Annotated in this window: 15 protein-coding genes and 1 pseudogene; 7 read left to right on the top strand and 9 right to left on the bottom strand. The window is 72.2% G+C overall.

The annotated features are described in order from the left end of the window. Nucleotides 1-15: 15 nt before the first annotated feature. From QUV83_RS14670 to QUV83_RS14655, 4 genes are all read left to right on the top strand, one after another. Nucleotides 16-372, top strand: a complete 357-nt coding sequence (locus tag QUV83_RS14670) for an ArsR/SmtB family transcription factor (protein WP_289565606.1) — start codon at nucleotides 16-18, stop codon at nucleotides 370-372. Then, nucleotides 369-2,114 carry a SulP family inorganic anion transporter gene (locus QUV83_RS14665; protein ID WP_289565604.1) on the top strand — a complete coding sequence of 582 codons (1,746 nt, stop codon included), beginning with the start codon at nucleotides 369-371 and terminating at the stop codon, nucleotides 2,112-2,114. Before QUV83_RS14670 ends, QUV83_RS14665 begins: the two co-directional genes overlap by 4 nt. 52 nt (nucleotides 2,115-2,166) lie before the next feature. Further along, entirely contained in the window at nucleotides 2,167-2,706 is a 540-nt protein-coding gene (locus tag QUV83_RS14660) for a YbhB/YbcL family Raf kinase inhibitor-like protein (RefSeq protein WP_289565602.1), read from the top strand. A 69-nt stretch (nucleotides 2,707-2,775) separates the two neighbouring features. Next, entirely contained in the window at nucleotides 2,776-3,348 is a 573-nt protein-coding gene (locus QUV83_RS14655) for a YbaK/EbsC family protein (RefSeq protein WP_289565601.1), read from the top strand. A 107-nt stretch (nucleotides 3,349-3,455) separates the two neighbouring features. Here QUV83_RS14655 and QUV83_RS14650 read toward each other — a convergent pair whose 3' ends face one another. Further along, nucleotides 3,456-4,640 (bottom strand): class I SAM-dependent methyltransferase, encoded by a 1,185-nt coding sequence (locus QUV83_RS14650; RefSeq protein WP_289565599.1) that lies wholly within the window; start codon nucleotides 4,638-4,640, stop codon nucleotides 3,456-3,458. A gap of 244 nt (nucleotides 4,641-4,884) precedes the next feature. Here QUV83_RS14650 and QUV83_RS14645 point away from each other — a divergent pair, with 244 nt between their 5' ends. Further along, nucleotides 4,885-5,913, top strand: a complete 1,029-nt coding sequence (locus tag QUV83_RS14645; protein WP_289565597.1) for a hypothetical protein — start codon at nucleotides 4,885-4,887, stop codon at nucleotides 5,911-5,913. A gap of 9 nt (nucleotides 5,914-5,922) precedes the next feature. On the opposite strand, the gene QUV83_RS14640 is transcribed toward QUV83_RS14645, so the two are convergent. Next, on the bottom strand, nucleotides 5,923-7,128 hold the full coding sequence (locus QUV83_RS14640) for a Fic family protein (protein ID WP_289565595.1): 1,206 nt from the start codon (nucleotides 7,126-7,128) through the stop codon (nucleotides 5,923-5,925). A 92-nt stretch (nucleotides 7,129-7,220) separates the two neighbouring features. Between QUV83_RS14640 and QUV83_RS14635 the strand changes: the two genes are divergently transcribed. Continuing rightward, the gene (locus QUV83_RS14635) at nucleotides 7,221-8,174 is read left to right on the top strand and encodes an alpha/beta fold hydrolase (RefSeq protein ID WP_289565593.1); all 954 of its coding nucleotides are present in this window, start codon (nucleotides 7,221-7,223) and stop codon (nucleotides 8,172-8,174) included. A gap of 158 nt (nucleotides 8,175-8,332) precedes the next feature. Here QUV83_RS14635 and QUV83_RS14630 read toward each other — a convergent pair whose 3' ends face one another. Continuing rightward, nucleotides 8,333-8,638 carry a helix-turn-helix transcriptional regulator gene (locus tag QUV83_RS14630; RefSeq protein ID WP_289565591.1) on the bottom strand — a complete coding sequence of 102 codons (306 nt, stop codon included), beginning with the start codon at nucleotides 8,636-8,638 and terminating at the stop codon, nucleotides 8,333-8,335. Between the two features lie 72 nt (nucleotides 8,639-8,710). On the opposite strand from QUV83_RS14630, the gene map reads away from it, so the two are divergent. Next, nucleotides 8,711-9,493 (top strand): type I methionyl aminopeptidase, encoded by a 783-nt coding sequence (map, locus tag QUV83_RS14625; RefSeq protein ID WP_289565589.1) that lies wholly within the window; start codon nucleotides 8,711-8,713, stop codon nucleotides 9,491-9,493. A gap of 16 nt (nucleotides 9,494-9,509) precedes the next feature. On the opposite strand, the pseudogene QUV83_RS14620 reads toward map, so the two are convergent. The 6 genes and pseudogenes from QUV83_RS14620 to QUV83_RS14595 all read right to left on the bottom strand — a co-directional run bounded on the left by QUV83_RS14620 (nucleotide 9,510) and on the right by QUV83_RS14595 (nucleotide 15,777). Next, a pseudogene (locus QUV83_RS14620) lies at nucleotides 9,510-9,865 on the bottom strand (HIT family protein). Nucleotides 9,866-9,930: 65 nt separating this feature from the next. Continuing rightward, entirely contained in the window at nucleotides 9,931-10,401 is a 471-nt protein-coding gene (locus QUV83_RS14615; RefSeq protein WP_289565587.1) for a GNAT family N-acetyltransferase, read from the bottom strand. 34 nt (nucleotides 10,402-10,435) lie between these two features. Further along, on the bottom strand, nucleotides 10,436-11,293 hold the full coding sequence (locus QUV83_RS14610) for a TrmH family RNA methyltransferase (protein WP_436231930.1): 858 nt from the start codon (nucleotides 11,291-11,293) through the stop codon (nucleotides 10,436-10,438). Nucleotides 11,294-11,363: 70 nt separating this feature from the next. Continuing rightward, nucleotides 11,364-13,364 carry an ABC transporter ATP-binding protein gene (locus QUV83_RS14605; protein ID WP_436231929.1) on the bottom strand — a complete coding sequence of 667 codons (2,001 nt, stop codon included), beginning with the start codon at nucleotides 13,362-13,364 and terminating at the stop codon, nucleotides 11,364-11,366. After that, nucleotides 13,361-15,100 (bottom strand): ABC transporter ATP-binding protein, encoded by a 1,740-nt coding sequence (locus QUV83_RS14600; protein ID WP_289565584.1) that lies wholly within the window; start codon nucleotides 15,098-15,100, stop codon nucleotides 13,361-13,363. The genes QUV83_RS14605 and QUV83_RS14600 overlap by 4 nt, the downstream gene beginning before the upstream one ends. Then, nucleotides 15,100-15,777 carry a TetR/AcrR family transcriptional regulator gene (locus QUV83_RS14595; RefSeq protein WP_289565582.1) on the bottom strand — a complete coding sequence of 226 codons (678 nt, stop codon included), beginning with the start codon at nucleotides 15,775-15,777 and terminating at the stop codon, nucleotides 15,100-15,102. The genes QUV83_RS14600 and QUV83_RS14595 overlap by 1 nt, the downstream gene beginning before the upstream one ends. Between the last annotated feature and the right edge of the window lie 21 nt (nucleotides 15,778-15,798).

Here is a 15,798-nt window from a genome sequence, read left to right as displayed (position 1 = left end):
TGTGATCGGAGAGCTGTGCCCCTTCCCCCGCCGGGCGTCGACCGGCCCGTCCACGAGTTCAAGGCCGAGCTGTTCAAGGCCCTCGCCCACCCCGTGCGCATCCGCACGCTGGAACTGCTCGCCGAGCAGCCCCGCCAGGTCAGCGAGCTGCTCGCCGAGATCGGGATCGAGGCCTCCCACCTGTCCCAGCACCTGGCCGTGCTGCGCCGCGCCGGAGTCGTCACCGCGCGGCGAGAGGGCAACGCCGTGCACTACACGCTCGCCCACCCCGCGGTGGCCCAGATGCTCGCCGCCGCCCGCACCGTGCTGCTCGACACCCTCGCCGGCGCGAAGTCCGCGCTCGCCGACCTCGAACGCGAGGAGCGGCCATGAGCGCCCCGGCATTCCTGGCGCGGGTCGACTGGCGCGCCACAGCGGCCCTGCTCGCGCGCCGCACCCTCCCCCGCCGCTCCGACTACGCGGGGCTGCGCGGCTCCTGGCGCGCCGACGCCGTCGCCGGCCTCACCGTCGCCATCGTCGCCTTGCCGCTCGCCCTCGGGTTCGGGGTCACCTCCGGCCTGGGCGCCACCGCGGGCCTCGTCACCGCCGTCGTCGCCGGCGCCGTCGCGGCCGTGTTCGGCGGCTCCCAGCTGCAGGTCTCCGGGCCCACCGGCGCGATGACAGTCGTGCTCATCCCCATCGTGGCCCGCTACGGCCCCGAGTCCGTCGCGGTGGTCTCGATCATGGCCGGCGGCCTGGTCATCCTGGGCGGCCTCGTGGGCCTCGGGCGGCTCGTCGCCTACATCCCCTGGCCCGTGGTCGAGGGGTTCACCCTGGGCATCGGCGTCGTCATCGCCCTGCAGCAGGTCCCGCTGGCCCTGGACACCCCCAAGGCCGCCGGGGAGAACGCGGCCCTCGTCGCGCTGCGCACCCTGGGCCAGGTCGACTGGCTCGCGGCGCTGCCCGCGCTCGGCGTCGTCGCGCTCGTCATCGCGATCATGACGCTGCTGCCGCGGGTCAACCGCACCCTGCCCGCCTCCCTCGTCGCCGTGGTGGCCGCGACGCTGCTGGTCGAGCTCACGGGCCTGGGCGTGGACCGGATCGGCGCGCTCCCGTCCTCCCTGCCCGCCCCCTCGGTGCCGATAGCGAGCGTCGAGACCACCTCCGCGCTGTTCTCGGCGGCGTTGGCCGTGGCCGCGCTCGCCGCCCTCGAGTCGCTCCTGTCCGCGCGCGTGGCCGACGGGATGGCCGACGACATCCCCCGCACCCAGCCCAACCGCGAGCTCGTGGGCCAGGGGCTGGCGAACGTCGCCTCCGGCCTGTTCGGCGGCATGCCCGCGACCGGCGCCATCGCCCGCACCGCTGTGAACGTGCGCGCCGGCGCCCGCACCCGGATGTCCGCGCTGCTGCACGCGGGGGTGCTCGCGGTGATCGTCTACGCGGCCGCGCCGTGGGTCGCGCGGATCCCGCTCTCGGCGCTCGCGGGCGTTCTGCTGGTCACGGCGGCCCGGATGATCGACTTGCCGACGGCCCGCTCGATCTGCCGATCGGGCCGGTCCGGCGCGCTGGTCTTCGTGCTGACGCTGGGCGCCACGATCGTGTTCGACCTGGTGATGGCCGTCGAGATCGGGATCGCCGTCGCCGCGGTGCTCGCCCTGCGCGCCGTGGCCCGGGCCAGCGGCCTGCACCGCGAGCAGATCCCCGCCTCCGACACGGAGGCCGTGGGCCTGGCCGAGGAGCACGCGCTGCTGAACGAGCACATCGCGCTGTACCGGATCGACGGCGCGCTGTTCTTCGCGGACGTGCGCCGTTTCCTCGACGAGCTGGCGCAGGTCGCCGACGTGCGCGTCGTGGTGCTGCGCCTCTCCTCGATCAACGTCCTGGACACGAGCGGGGCGAACGCCCTCGCCGAGGTCGTCGCGGACCTGCGGCGCCGCGGCATCGTGGTGCTGCTCAAGGGCCTGCGTCCCGAGCACCGGCGCCTCGTGGAGTCCGTCGGGGTGCTCGAGGAGCTGCAGCACGAGCACCACCTGTTCGCCGACCTGGACGACGCGATCGAGCATGCCCGCTCGCATGTGCGCCGCGGCGGCGGCGACCGGCTCCCCACAGGCGCCGGGCCACACCCCCGCGCATGATGGAGGGGTCGGCCGGGGAGCCGAGCCGACCCCGACCCGCGCGGAGGTCTTCATGGCCGTCTCACTGACCCGCCCGTTGGCCCCTGAGCCGTACGCGATGCTCCCGCACGTCGCGTCGTTCGACCTCGTCAGCGAGGACGTGCGCCACGGCGAGCCGCTGCCGGACTCGGTGCAGGCGCCACCGGGCGGCAACGCCTCGCCGCAGTTGAGCTGGTCCGGCTTCCCCGCCCAGACGCGCTCGTTCCTGGTCAACGTCTTCGACCCCGACGCGCCGGGCGCCTCCGGGTTCTGGCACTGGGTGCTGGTCGACGTGCCCGTCACCACGACGTCGCTGGCGCACGGCGTCGGGACCCCCGAGGGGAACCGGCTGCCGCCTGGCGCCTTCCATGTGCGCGGCGACCACGGGCTCGCGGGATACGAGGGGGCCGGGCCGCCCCACGGCGACCGCCCGCACCGGTACTACATCGCGGTGCACGCGTTGGATGTGGAGCGCCTGGGGGTGACGGTGGGCGCGATGCCCGGCGCCGTCTCCCTCGCGGCAGTGCGGCACACGCTGGCCCGCGGGGTCCTGATGGGCACCGCCCAGCGCTGACCGCGCTCCGCCGTGACGCGGGCCGGACGGCCACGCCAGCCCGCCAGGCCCCTCGCTAGCCTCGCCCTCATGACCGTGACGACCCTCGGGACCCTGACCTGGCTGCGCGCCCTCGACCACCCCGAGCTGCTGGCCGAGCCCACGTTCGCCGCGCTCAGCGGCTGGGCGGCCGTGGAGCCATCCGTCGCCGAGTCCGTGGTCGTCGCCGAGATCGACCCCGACCTCGCCGACACCGCCGCGATGACGGAGGCGCATGGCCTGCCGCTGTCCGCGTCGGTCAACTGCGTGCTCGTCGCGGGCCGCCGCGAGGGCGCGGAGCGCATCGCCGCGGCCGTCGTGCGCGCCACGACCCGGGCCGACGTGAACAACGCGGTCAAGCGGCTGCTGGACGTCCGCAAGGCGTCATTCCTGCCGATGGACCGCGCCACGCAGGAGTCGGGCATGGAGTACGGCGGGATCACCCCGATCGGCCTGCCCGACGGGTACCGCGTGCTGGTGGACGCCCGGGTGGCCGCGCCGGACCCGGCGGGCGACCCGGTGATCATCGGCAGCGGCCTGCGCCGCTCGAAGCTGGCCCTGCCGGGCGCCCTGCTCGCCACCGCGCCGGGCGCCGAGGTCGTGGACGGGCTCGCGCTGCCCTGAGTCCCAACCGCGACGCCACCGGACCGCGATGCCACCGGCCCGGATGCCACCGGCCCGGATGCCACTGGAGCGGATGCCACCGGCCCGGATGCCACTGGAGCGAGGCGTCAGAGCACCAACCGGTAGAACCGGAAGGTGTCGTGCTCGACGCCTAGCACCTCGACGTCGTCGAACCCCGCCGCGTGCGCGTACCCGGCCAGCACGTCGGGCCGCATCACGGTCCCGGTGCCCGCGCTGGGCGCCTCGGCGAGCGCGTCGGGCAGGCACACCGTGAGCGAGTAGCCGTAGAACAGCCGCTCCGCGACACCGGCGGGCGCGCTGAACGCCGGCTCGGTGCGCTCGTCGACGACGAGCACGTACCCCTGTGGGTCCGCGAGCGCCCGCATGCCGCGCAGCACGCCCACCGGGTCGCGCAGGTCGTGCACGCACTCGAAGGCGGTCACCACGTCGTAGGCGCCGGCGTGGCCGGGGCCAGCGTCCGCGTACCCCGCGGCGTCCGCCTCGACGAACCGCACCCTGTCCCCCACGCCCGCCTGCCGCGCGTGCCCGTGGGCGGCCGCCACTGACGGCCCGTCCAGGTCGATGCCGTCCACCCGCGCGGTGGGGAACCCGAGCGCGAACGCGATCGACGACCAGCCCTCGCCGCACCCGATGTCCGCGACGCGGGCGCCGTCCGCGAGCAGCGCCGCGAGCGCGGGGAGCTGGGGCACGACCTCCTGGGCGAGCTGGCGCAGGAAGAACGGGCGGTTGAGAGCGGCCTGGGCTTCCCGCGCGTCGGCGCCCAGGCGCGCCCAGCTGACGCCCGTGCCGGTGCGGTAGGCCTCGACGGTCTCGTCGATCACCCGCCAGGAGGCTGCGGCCAGCCGCCCGAAGGGCGCCAGGTAGGCCAACGAGGCCATGTCGGTGAGCACCTCCTGCGCGCCCGGGGTCAGGGCGAAGCGGCGCGCGTCCGCCTCGGCGGCAGGCTCCGCGCCCGGCGCGGCGACAGGGGTGGCCTCGACCGTGAGGTAGCCGACCGCCGCCTGGTGCTCGAGCCATTCGCGGGTGTACCGGGCGTCGGTGCCGGTGCGCCGCGCGAGCTCCTCGGCCGTGGACGCGCCATGCTCCGCGAGCGACCGGTACCAACCGAGGCGGTCGCCCGCGTAGAGCGCGTGCAGCTCCTGGGAGCCGAGCAGGGCGGCGAGCACCCGATCGGCCACGTCTCCGGCGCCTGCGCCCAGGCTCGCGAGCAGGTCGCCGGGCAGGGCCGGAGCCTCGGGGCCAGGGCCGGGCGGGTGGGGATCTTGCGACATCACGGGCCTCCGTCGCCGGCGTGGCGGCCACCCGGTCGGGGACCCCACATCTCGACATTGCGCCGGTCCGGGCGGGCCCGCAACCGCCTCGCGCGACTCGCATCCCGCTTGTATCTCACTCGTCCTCCAGCAGGATCACGCGGCGAAACGCCTGCTGCGTGCGCCCCGCGAGCGGGTCCGTGCCACGATGCAAGGGCGACGGCGCGACGCGTCGGACGCGGCATCGCCGACGACGGAGGCAGTCATGACCGCTCTGCTCCTGGTGCATGGGCGTGGCCAGCAGATGCCCTTGGGCATGGGCCGGTCGCCGGAGGACGTCGCGCGGCACGTCGCCGCCCTGACCCGCCTGTGGCTGGCCGGGCTCGCGAAGGGCGCGGTCCTCGCAGCCGAGGGGCCGCCGACGTTGGAGGCCGTCCACCTCCCCTTCTACGGGAACGACCTCGCAGCCCGCGTGGCCGATCTCGACGCCGCGGGCGGCCCGCCGCCGGACCTCGCGAGCGGCCAGGACGTGGACGCGCTGATCCAGCACATGTTGATCGACGCCGCCGAGGGCGCCGGGTACCGCGCCGAGGACCGGCTGCCGCAGACCGGCGCGGACGGGCGCGCGGCCGTGGCCGAGATCCAGGAGATCCGGCGCACGGAGCAGCTCGTCCACCCGGAGGTCGAGTGGTCCGACTTCCTGCGGCTGCAGGTCGCCCGCTCGGCGCTCCAGTTCCTCGCCGTGAAGACCGGGCTGGCCGCGTGGGTCATCGAGCAGTTCTACCGGGACGTGGCCTACTACCTGACCGATGTGGGGCTGCGCACCCTGGTGCAGGGCGTGGTGCACAGGTCGGTGGCGTCGGCGGTCGACGACGGGCACACCGACCTGGTCGTGATCGGCCACAGCCTGGGCAGCGTGGTCGCCTACGACGCCTGCCAGAGCCTGCCGCCCGGGGTCGTGATCCGGCTGCTCGCCACCACAGGGTCGCCGCTGGGCCTGCGCGTGGTGCGCCGCCACCTGAGCGGGCCGGGCGCCGGCACCGAGCACCGCCCCGTGCCCGAGGCCATCCAACCGTGGGAGCCCGCCGCGCCTGGCTGGGTCAACGCCTACGACGTCCGTGACGTCATCGCCCTGGTCCACCCGCTGGGGCCGCTCTTCACCGGTGGCGAGGCGATCCGGGACGAGCGGACGAACAACCCGTCCTCCCCACATGCCGTCGAGGACTACTTGGCCGACCCGGAGGTCGCCGGCCCCATCGTCCGCGCGCTCACCGGCGCCAGCCGCCCCTCGTGACGCGAGGCGCTATCCGTTCGCCCGACGACCAGCCCGCCGCGCGAAGGCGTCCATCGCGTCCGTGACCGCGGTGATCTGCCAGATGCGGTCACGCTTCGCGGTGCTCGCCAGGGCCACGACACCCGCCTCTGCCAGGAGGTCCAGAGCGTTGCGGGCAGTGCGTGTGGTGACGCCGAGCTCGCGGGCCACTCGTTCGGCGTTGACCACCGGTTGGCGCATCAGCAGGTCGATCAGCGGCCAGGCGGCGGAGTCGGCTCGGGCCACGAGGCTTGCGCGGGCCGTCTCACGGATCGCGGCCATCTCGGAGGCGAGTTGCCGCCCGTTCGACACGGCGGCGAACGCGGCGCGCGCCGTCTCGGCGACGATCGCGTCGTGGTGGCCCTCCCGGTAGGCGGTGAGCGCCTGGAAGTACCGGGCCGTGTCACGCAGCAGCCCCGAGGAGACCGGCACGGTGGAGTGCCGAGTCAAGCCACGCCCGCGCAGCAGGGTGTGCATGATCGCGCGGCCGGTGCGGCCGTTGCCGTCGAGGAACGGGTGGATCGTCTCGAACTGCGCATGGACGAGTGCCGCGTGGGCGAGCACCGGGATGTCGTCCCGGGCGGAGAAATCGACGAGGTCGTCGATAAGCGCTGACACGCGATCAGCGTGCGGCGGGACGAACTCGGCGCCGTGCGGGCTCGCGTCCGAGCCCCCCACCCACACCTGCTCGCTCCGCAGCCCGCCGACGATCTCGGGGTCGGAGTGCTCGAGCAGCCTCTGGTGCGTCTCGATGATCGAGCGCCGCGTGATGCCGGTCCCCACGTCCAGGGCGCGCTGCATCGCGCGGACATTGGCAACGACGAGCTCGGCGTTCTGCCGCGACCCCAGGTCTAACTCGGCGATGGCCAGGTTGCGGGCGTTGGACGTCAGCCGCTCGATCTGGGAGCTGGACGCCGACTCGCTGCGCAGCAGGATGGCGGGCATGGGGACGGGCATGGCCGCCATCTCGGCGTCGAACCGCACCACTTCGGCGCTCGCCGAGGCCACGATCGCGGCCGTCTCGGGCTCCAGCCGCACCTCGAGGGGCGCGATGAACGCCGGAACGCTCGCGTCGTAGGGCCGAGCGATCCGGATGCGCTCCCAGACGTCGAGACGCCCGGGGTCGATGCGCGAGGTCCACTCGCGACGCTCGACTCCGAGTGGCGGCCACCCAGGGGTGACGAGCTCTCGACTCATAAGCTTCCCCATCTCGCGCTCTTACGGAAGGCTAGCACCGCATCCTTCCGCAAGGGCGTCGCCAACGGAAAGCTGGAGCACGCTGAGAGGACTTGGCCGACGGACGCAGCGGGCCCATCGTCCACGCGCTCACTGGCGGACGCCGCCACACCGGAGACGAGGCGACATCCGCGAAAGACGATCAGATTCGAGCGGTCGTGCGCACCGCCAACGTGAAAGGCTGCGGCGTGCGCGTCGATGACCTTCGATTGCCCTTCGCCGTCTCCACTCTCGGAGAAGCCCTCGGAGAGCCGGCGATCGTCCTGCCCGGCGGCCCCTGCCGCGGCCCTGAGTACTTGGGCGAGTTCGCCGGCCTGGGAAGCGATCACGCACTGGCAGTCCTCCACCCCCGAGGAACGCCAAGGAGCGGGGGCATCTCGCGCGGATGGTGGACCGACGCAGCGGACGTCATCACGCTGGCCGATGCACTCGGCCTCGACACCATTGACCTGGTGGCTCACTCTGCCGGAACTCGGCTCGCCCTAGCCGCCGCAGCGCAGTTCCCCGACCGAGTGCGATCCATGGCGCTCGTCACACCACCGGCGACTTGGTTGACCGGCACACCCTCCGATATCGAGTCGATCGCCGCCGAACACGCCGAGCGCGAAGCACTCGATGCTCTCATCGCGATGTCGACCGACGAGCCCAGCACAGAATCCGACTTCCGAGAGTCCTTCCGCCGGCAGGCTCCGGCCAGCTACGCACACTGGACCCCTACGGAACAGGCGCATGCGGACGTCGGGGCCGTCAGCCTGGCAGCGGCCTCCGCGTGGTTCACCGACATCCCCGACGACGCCGTCGAACGCATCCGCACGATGCGCTCGCCTCGAAGCCTCGTCATCGGCGGCGACCAAGACCTCCTCACCGGCGTGCAGCCGGTCAGGGACTACGCAGCGCTTCTCAGCGCTGACCTGGCCTTGATCGCAGACTGCGGCCACTACCCGTGGATTGAGCAACCGGCGCCCTTCCGGCACTACCTCACCACGTGGCTCAGCACTCGGCCCTGACCGAAGCGCGCCACCTCGGCGCTCGCCACCATCGCGGGCGTCGACTGCTGTTCGTCGGGGCATCTCGCGTCCTATCGAAGGCAGGCACGACATCCCTCCGCATTTCCAGAGAGGACGTTGATCGACTTCTACCCAGCACCCTTGAGGGGAGACGTCCCCTAGTCGCGACGACTAGCCAGTCGCGCGAAGGCGGCGGCAGTCGCCGGCTCGACCCCTGGCACCGGCTGGTTGATCTCGGCCCACACGTCGTCGAGGGAGAGGCCGAGGACAGCAGCGATTGCCGCGATGGTCGGGAAGGCGGGCGTCGCGACGCGGCCCGACTCGATCTTCCGCAGGGTCTCTGGCGACACCCTCGCGTCGAGGGCGACCTCGAGCATCGAGCGCTGGCCCCGGGCGCGACGCAGCAGGGCTCCTAGGCGCTGTCCGCGCTCGACCTCGGCGGGAGTGAGGGGCAGTCTGACCATGTGGCCGATACTAATACCGGGATACTATGGCCGGTATAGTTATTGGCTTCTGTCGTCGAGAGGGCTCCCCCCATGATCGAGATCCTGAACTCCACCGAGCTGGCCCGAGCCAGGCAGACGGGCGCCCTCGTCGGCGGCATCTTGCAGTCGCTCAGGAGCCGCGCCACAGTCGGCACGAACCTGCTCGACATCGACCGCTGGACCCAGCAGATGATCCTCCAGGCCGGCGCGCAGTCCTGCTACGTCGACTACGAGCCCTCCTTCGGGCGCGGGCCCTTCGGCCACTACATCTGCACCTCCGTCAACGACGCTGTGCTCCACGGGCTGCCCCACGACTACGCGCTGGCCGACGGCGACCTGCTGACCCTCGACCTGGCCGTGTCCCTCGACGGGATCGCGGCCGACTCCGCCATCAGCTTCGTCGTGGGCGCGTCACAGCCCCCGGACAGCCTCGCGATGATCCGCGCCACCGAGAACGCGCTGGCCGCCGGGATCGCCGCCGCCCGGCCGGGCGCCCGCATCGGCGACCTCTCCCACGCAATCGGCACGGTCCTCAGCGAGGCCGGCTACCCCATCAACACCGAGTTCGGCGGGCACGGCATCGGATCGACGATGCACCAGGACCCGCACATCACGAACACCGGACGCCCCGGACGCGGGTACACGCTGCGCCCCGGGCTGCTGCTCGCCCTCGAGCCCTGGGTCATGGCAGACACCGCAGAACTCGTCACCGACGCCGACGGGTGGACGCTCCGCAGCGCCACAGGCTGCCGCACCGCCCACAGCGAGCACACCATCGCCATCACCGACAACGGCGCCGAGATCCTCACCCTGCCGACGCAGACGCCCGTGTGAGGACTCGCGGCCTGCGTTATCTGGTCTCGGACGGAGGAGCGACATCCTCGTTGGTTGACGCGATGGCGGCTTTGATCGCTTGCGCGTCGCTGTCACGCAGCGACTTCTCGCGTTCGTGAGTCTCGACCTTGAAAGGCTCCCCCAGGCCGTCTCCTGGGTAGCGAGGGATCACGTGCAAGTGGAAATGGAAGACCGTCTGGAAGGCGGCTTCGCCGTCGCCATGTCGTGGCCAACCGACCACACGTGAGCGCTCGTGACGCCATCAAGGTCTTCGAGGCCGACGGCGTGCCTCCGTGGCGCCACGAGTAGGTGCCCGTGCGTGACGGGGTTCAGGTCCATCCACACGGCAACGGTCTCGTCCTCAAACACCATGCTGGCTTCCGCATGGCCCGCCACGATGGCGCAGAAGACGCACTCCTTGGCCACCAGCTCCTCGGTCATGGGCGGTGATGTCCGATGCGTGCCGGCTCGTCGAGGTAGCGCCGGAATCCCTGCGCCAGCGGCCGGTACTCGGACGCGGCGTAGAAGTCGTGCGCTTCCTCGCTGTCCGCCGCCAAGAGTTGGATCTTGTAGCAACGGGTCGACTCAGCGAGCGACAGCGCCGCGTCCATCAACAGCCGCCCGATCCCACGCCGACGGTGCTGCCGCGCGACGATGACGTTCTCCACGAACATGATGGACCGCCCACCACGGGTGAGGTTCGGCAGGACCACGCAGTCGATGCTGCCTGCCAGTGCGTCGCCGACGACGGCGACCAGGATCGTCCGGCCCCGCTGGCTGCGGACCGCCGCCCACACCTCCTGCGCGCGAGCGTCAGGCAATGCCGAGTCGTCAGGGTTCAGCTCGCCATAGAGCCCCAGCAGGCCCTGCAGGTCCGCGTCGTCGGCGGGCCGGATGATGGCCGTCACGTCCGCGAGCCTAGGCCGCTCGAGGTCTGCCGTGTCAGGACGTGGCGCGAGTGGCCCAGAACGCGACCGCCGCCGCCGCGGCCACGTTGAGCGAGTCAACTCCCCCCGCCATCGGGATGCGCACCGTCAGGTCGGCCGCCGCGACCGTCGTCGCCTTCAGCCCGTGCCCCTCGGCGCCGAGGATCAGCGCGAGCCGCTCCGGCAGGTCGCGCTCGAGCGCGTCGAGGCTGATCGAGTCGTCGGAGAGCGCGAGGGCCGCCGTGACGAAACCGGCGTCGCGCAGGGTCTCCATCCCGGCGGGCCACTCGTCGATGCGGGTCCACGGCACCTGGAACACCGTGCCCATCGACACGCGCACCGAGCGCCGGTAGAGCGGGTCGGCGCAGCGCGGCGTGACCAGCACCGCGTCGACGCCCAGCGCCGCCGCCGAGCGGAACGCGGCGCCGACGTTGGTGTGGTCCACGATGTCCTCGAGCACGGCCACCCGTCGAGCCCCGTTGCCGCCGCGCGCCCCGCGCAGCACGTCCTCCACGGACGGCAGCACCGGCCGGTGCATCGCCGCGAGCGCCCCGCGGTGGACGTGGAAGCCGGTGATGGCCTCGAGCACGTCGGGCTCGGCGACGTAGACGGGCACGCGCGTGCCGTCGTCGGGCAGGCTCGCGAGCATCTCCTCCAGGTCGGGCAGCCAGCGTGGTGACACCAGCACCGACCGTGGCCGGTGCCCGGCGTCGATCGCGCGGCGCAGCACCGTGGAGCTCTCCGCGATGTACAGGCCCTTCGCGGGCTCGTGCTTGGAGCGCAGCGCGACGTCGGTCAGCGAGACGTAGTCGGCGAGGCGCTCGTCGGCGGGGTCGGTGAGGGGGATGATCTCGGGCGCTGGCACGTCGTCCATCATCCCGCGCCCGGCGCCCCGGCCCGGACCACCGTCCGGACCGGGGCGCGTCGAACGCCCGTCGAGCGCCCTAGTCGAGCGCCGTGGCCGCCTCCGCGAACTGCGACGCGTACAGCCGCGCATAGGCGCCGTCGGCCGCGAGCAGCTCCTCATGGGTGCCCTGCTCGACGATCGACCCGTGCTCCATGACGAGGATGACGTCCGCGTCGCGGATCGTGGACAGCCGGTGCGCGATGACGAAGGACGTCCGCCCGGCGCGCAGCGCGTTCATCGCCTGCTGCACGAGCACCTCGGTGCGGGTGTCCACCGAGGACGTCGCCTCGTCGAGCACCAGGATCGCGGGGTCGGCGACGAACGCGCGGGCGATCGTGAGCAGCTGCTTCTCCCCCGCGCTGACGTTCGACCCCTCGTCGTCGATCACCGTGTCGTAGCCCTCGGCGAGGGTCCGCACGAAGTGGTCGACGTGCGTGGTCCGCGCCGCCTCGATGAGGTGCTCGCGGGTGATCTCGTCGGCGGCGTAGGCGATGTTCTCGGCGATGGAGCCGCTGATCAGCCACGTGTCCTGCAGCACCATGCCGATCTGCGAGCGCAGGTCGTCCCTGGTCATGGCGGCGGTGTCCACGCCGTCGAGGGTGATGCGCCCGGAGTCGACCTCGTAGAACCGCATGAGCAGGTTCACCAGCGTGGTCTTGCCGGCGCCGGTGGGTCCGACGATGGCGACTGTCTGCCCGGGCTCGGCCACGAAGGACAGGTGCTCGATGAGCGGGTTCTCCGGGTCGTAGCTGAACGACACGTCCTCGAAGGCCACGCGGCCCAGCACCGGGGTGGGCACAGGCGCCGCGGGGTCCGGGTCGGGGCTCTGCTCCTCGGCGTCCAGCAGGTCGAAGACCCGCTCGGCGGACGCGACGCCGGACTGGAGGAGGTTCATCATCGACGCGATCTGCGTGAGCGGCTGGGTGAACTGGCGCGAGTACTGGATGAACGCCTGCACGTCGCCCAGCGACATGGTCCCCGACGCGACCCGCAGGCCGCCGATCACCGCGATGATCACGTAGTTGAGGTTCGACAGGAAGCCCAGCGCCGGCTGGATGATCCCCGAGATGAACTGGGCGCGGAACGACGCGTCGTACAGCTTGCCGTTCTCGTCGTGGAACGTGGAGATCGCCTCGCGCTGGTGGCCGAACACCTTGACCAGCGCGTGGCCGGTGTACATCTCCTCGATGTGCGAGTTCAGCGTCCCGGTGCGCTGCCACTGCGCGACGAACTGCGGCTGGGACCGCTTGGCGATGGCGGCGGTCACCACCACGGACAGCGGCACGGTCACCAGGGCCACGAGGGCCAGCAGCGGCGAGATCCAGAACATCATCGCGAGCACGCCGATGACGGTGAGCACTGAGGTGATCACCTGCGACAGGGTCTGCTGCAGCGTCTGGGCGATGTTGTCGATGTCGTTGGTGACACGGCTGAGCACCTCGCCGCGGGGCTGCTTGTCGAAGTACGAGAGCGGCAGCCGCTGGAGCTTGCCCTCGACGGACTTGCGCATCCGGAAGACGGTGCGCTGCACGATGCCCGCGGTGAGCCGGCCCTGCAGCCACCCGAACACGAACGACCCGACGTAGATGGCCAGGACGAGCAGCAGCACGTCGCGCAGGCGTGTGAAGTCGACGCCCTGCCCCGGCACCACGTCCGCGCCCGACAACAGGTCCGCGAAGCTGTCCTCGCCCCTGGCGCGCAGCCCGGCGATGGCCTCGCTCTTGCTGATCCCCTCGGGGAGCTGGCGGCCGATGACGCCCTCGAAGATGATGTTCGTCGCCTGGCCGAGGATCTTCGGCCCGGTGACGACGAGCGCCACCGACACGATCGCGAGCGCCACGGTGAGGGTCATCTTCAGCCGCTCGGGCCGCAGGTAGCCGAGCAGCCTGCCGCCGGAGCCGCGGAAGTCCATCGACTTCTCTGTGGGCATGCCGAGCCCGCCCATCGGGCCGTGGCCCCCGCCGTGCGGAGGACGGCGCCCACCCGTCGCGGGCTTCTCCCCGACCGGCGTTGCGCCGGGTCGCTGGTTCGCGCTCACGCGGCGGCCTCCTCTTCGCTGATCTGCGAGAAGACGATCTCGCGGTAGGTCTCGGACGTCTCGAGCAGGCTCTCGTGGGTGCCGCGGGCCACGATGGCCCCGCCCTCGAGGACGACGATCTCGTCGGCGTGCCGGATGGTCGCGACGCGTTGGGCCACGATCAGCACGGTGGACCCGCGGGTCTCGGGGACCAGAGCGGCGCGCAGCGCGGCGTCGGTGGCGAAGTCGAGCGCGGAGAACGAGTCGTCGAACAGGTAGATCTGGGGCCGTCGCACGATCGCCCGGGCGATGGCCAGGCGCTGGCGCTGGCCCCCGGAGAAGTTGGAGCCGCCCTGCGCGACGGGCGCGTCGAGGCCGCCCGGCGTCGCCTCGACGAAGTCGCGGGCCTGCGCCACCTCCAGCGCGTGCCACACCTCCTCGTCGGTGGCGTCCGGCTTGCCGTACCGGATGTTCGTGGCGATGGTGCCGGTGAACAGGTAGGGCTTCTGCGGCACCAGCCCGATGGCCGACCACAGGTCGTCCGGGTCGAGCTCGCGCACGTCCACGCCGCCCACCAGCACCGAGCCGCCGGTGGCGTCGAACAGGCGGGGCACCAGGCCCAACAGCGTCGTCTTGCCGGCGCCCGTCGAGCCGATGATCGCCGTGGTCTGGCCGGGCTGGGCGTCGAGGTCGATGCCGTGCAGCACGGGGTGCTCGGCGCCCGGGTAGCGGAACTCCACGCCGCGCATCTGCAGGCGTCCGCGCTCGGCGGGGTCCAGGGGCACCGGACGGGCGGGCGGCTGCACGGAGGTCTGCGCCTTCATCACCTCGCCGACGCGCTCCGCGGAGACCACGGCCCGCGGGACCATGATGAACATCATCGTGGACATCATCACGGACATGAGGATGTAGGCGATGTAGCTGAGGTACGCGACGAGCGACCCGACCTGCATCTGCCCGGAGTCGATGCGGCCCGCGCCGAACCACAGCACCGCCACGCTCGTCGCGTTCATGATCAGCATGACGAGCGGGAACATCAGCGCCATGATCTTGCCGACCCGCAGCGAGGTGTCGAACAGCGCGCTGTTGGCGTCCTCGAAGCGGCGGGACTCCTGGCGCTCGCGCACGAACGCGCGGATCACCCGGATGCCGGTGATCTGCTCGCGCAGCACCCGGTTGATGGTGTCGATGCGCTTCTGCATGACGCGGAACTGCGGGACCATCCGCGCCACGACGAACCCGATCACGACGCCCAGCACGGGCACCGCCACGAGCAGCACGGCGGACAGCCCGACGTCCTCCTGCAGGGCCATGATCACGCCGCCGACCAGCATGATCGGCGCCATCACCATGACGGTGAACGTCAGCAGCACCACCATCTGGATCTGCTGCACGTCGTTGGTGGTGCGGGTGATGAGCGTGGGGGCGCCGAACTGGCCGACCTCACGCGCGGAGAACGTCTGCACATGCGTGAACAGGCCCTCGCGGACGTCACGGCCGAACGCCATGGCGGTGCGGGCGCCGAAGTACACAGCCGCGATGGCGCACACGACCTGGAGCAGGCTGACGGCGAGCATGATGCCGCCCTCGCGCATGATGTAGCCGGTGTCCCCGCGTGCGATGCCGTCGTCGATGATGTGCGCGTTGAGGCTGGGCAGGTACAAGGTCGCGATGGTCTGCACGAGCTGCAGCGTCATCGCCGCGGCGACCGACCGGCGGTACGGCCTGAGGTACTCCTTCAGGAGTTGCGTGAGCATCAGCCCTCCTCCCCGTGGTTGGCGGATGTGCGGCCGTCGGACGCGTGGTGGGCGAGGCCGTCCAGGGCGACTGCGACGAGGTCCTCGGCGGACAGGTTCAGCCCGCTCCCCCAGGCTCCGGGGCGCCGCGTCGACAGCACGAGCCCCATGAGGATGCGCGCGCTGTCCAGGGGCGCCAGGCGCAGCTCGGCGGCATGCGCCGCGAGGAGCTCGGCGACGGCGTCGACCACGGGCTCCACGGACGCGTGGTGGCGGTGGGCGCGATGCCCCTGCGGCTTGACCCCGTGGCCGGGGTCAGGGCGGTGCTCGCCGTCGGGCGCGTGGTGGGCCACGAAGAGCAGGTCGACGACTTGGCCGGCGCGGTCCTGCATGAGCCGCACCGCCTCGGTGAGGGCGGGCCGCAGGGCCTGCGACGTGGGGATCGCCTCGATCTGCGCGACCAGGTCCACCGGGTCCAGGGCCCGCTCGACGGCGGCGCGCACGAGGGTCTCCTTGTCGGGGAAGACGCGGAACAGCGTCCCCTCGGCGACGCCGGCGGCGGTGGCGAGCTCGCGCGTGGTCACGCCGCCGCCGCGCTCGCGCAGCAGCGGGACGACGGCCTCGAGGATCGCGGCGCGCCGGTCGTCGGGCGCCATCGCGGGGGCCCGACGGGAGCGTGGGTGGGCGTCAAAGGGCATGGGGTCCATCGTAAGTGAGTG

Origin of the sequence: Cellulomonas cellasea (genome assembly GCF_030372105.1) — a bacterium.
GTDB classification, from domain to species: Bacteria; Actinomycetota; Actinomycetes; order Actinomycetales; family Cellulomonadaceae; genus Cellulomonas_A; species Cellulomonas_A cellasea_A.
Note: the sequence above shows the minus strand (reverse complement) of the source record. Positions and strands in the feature narration are given on the sequence as shown.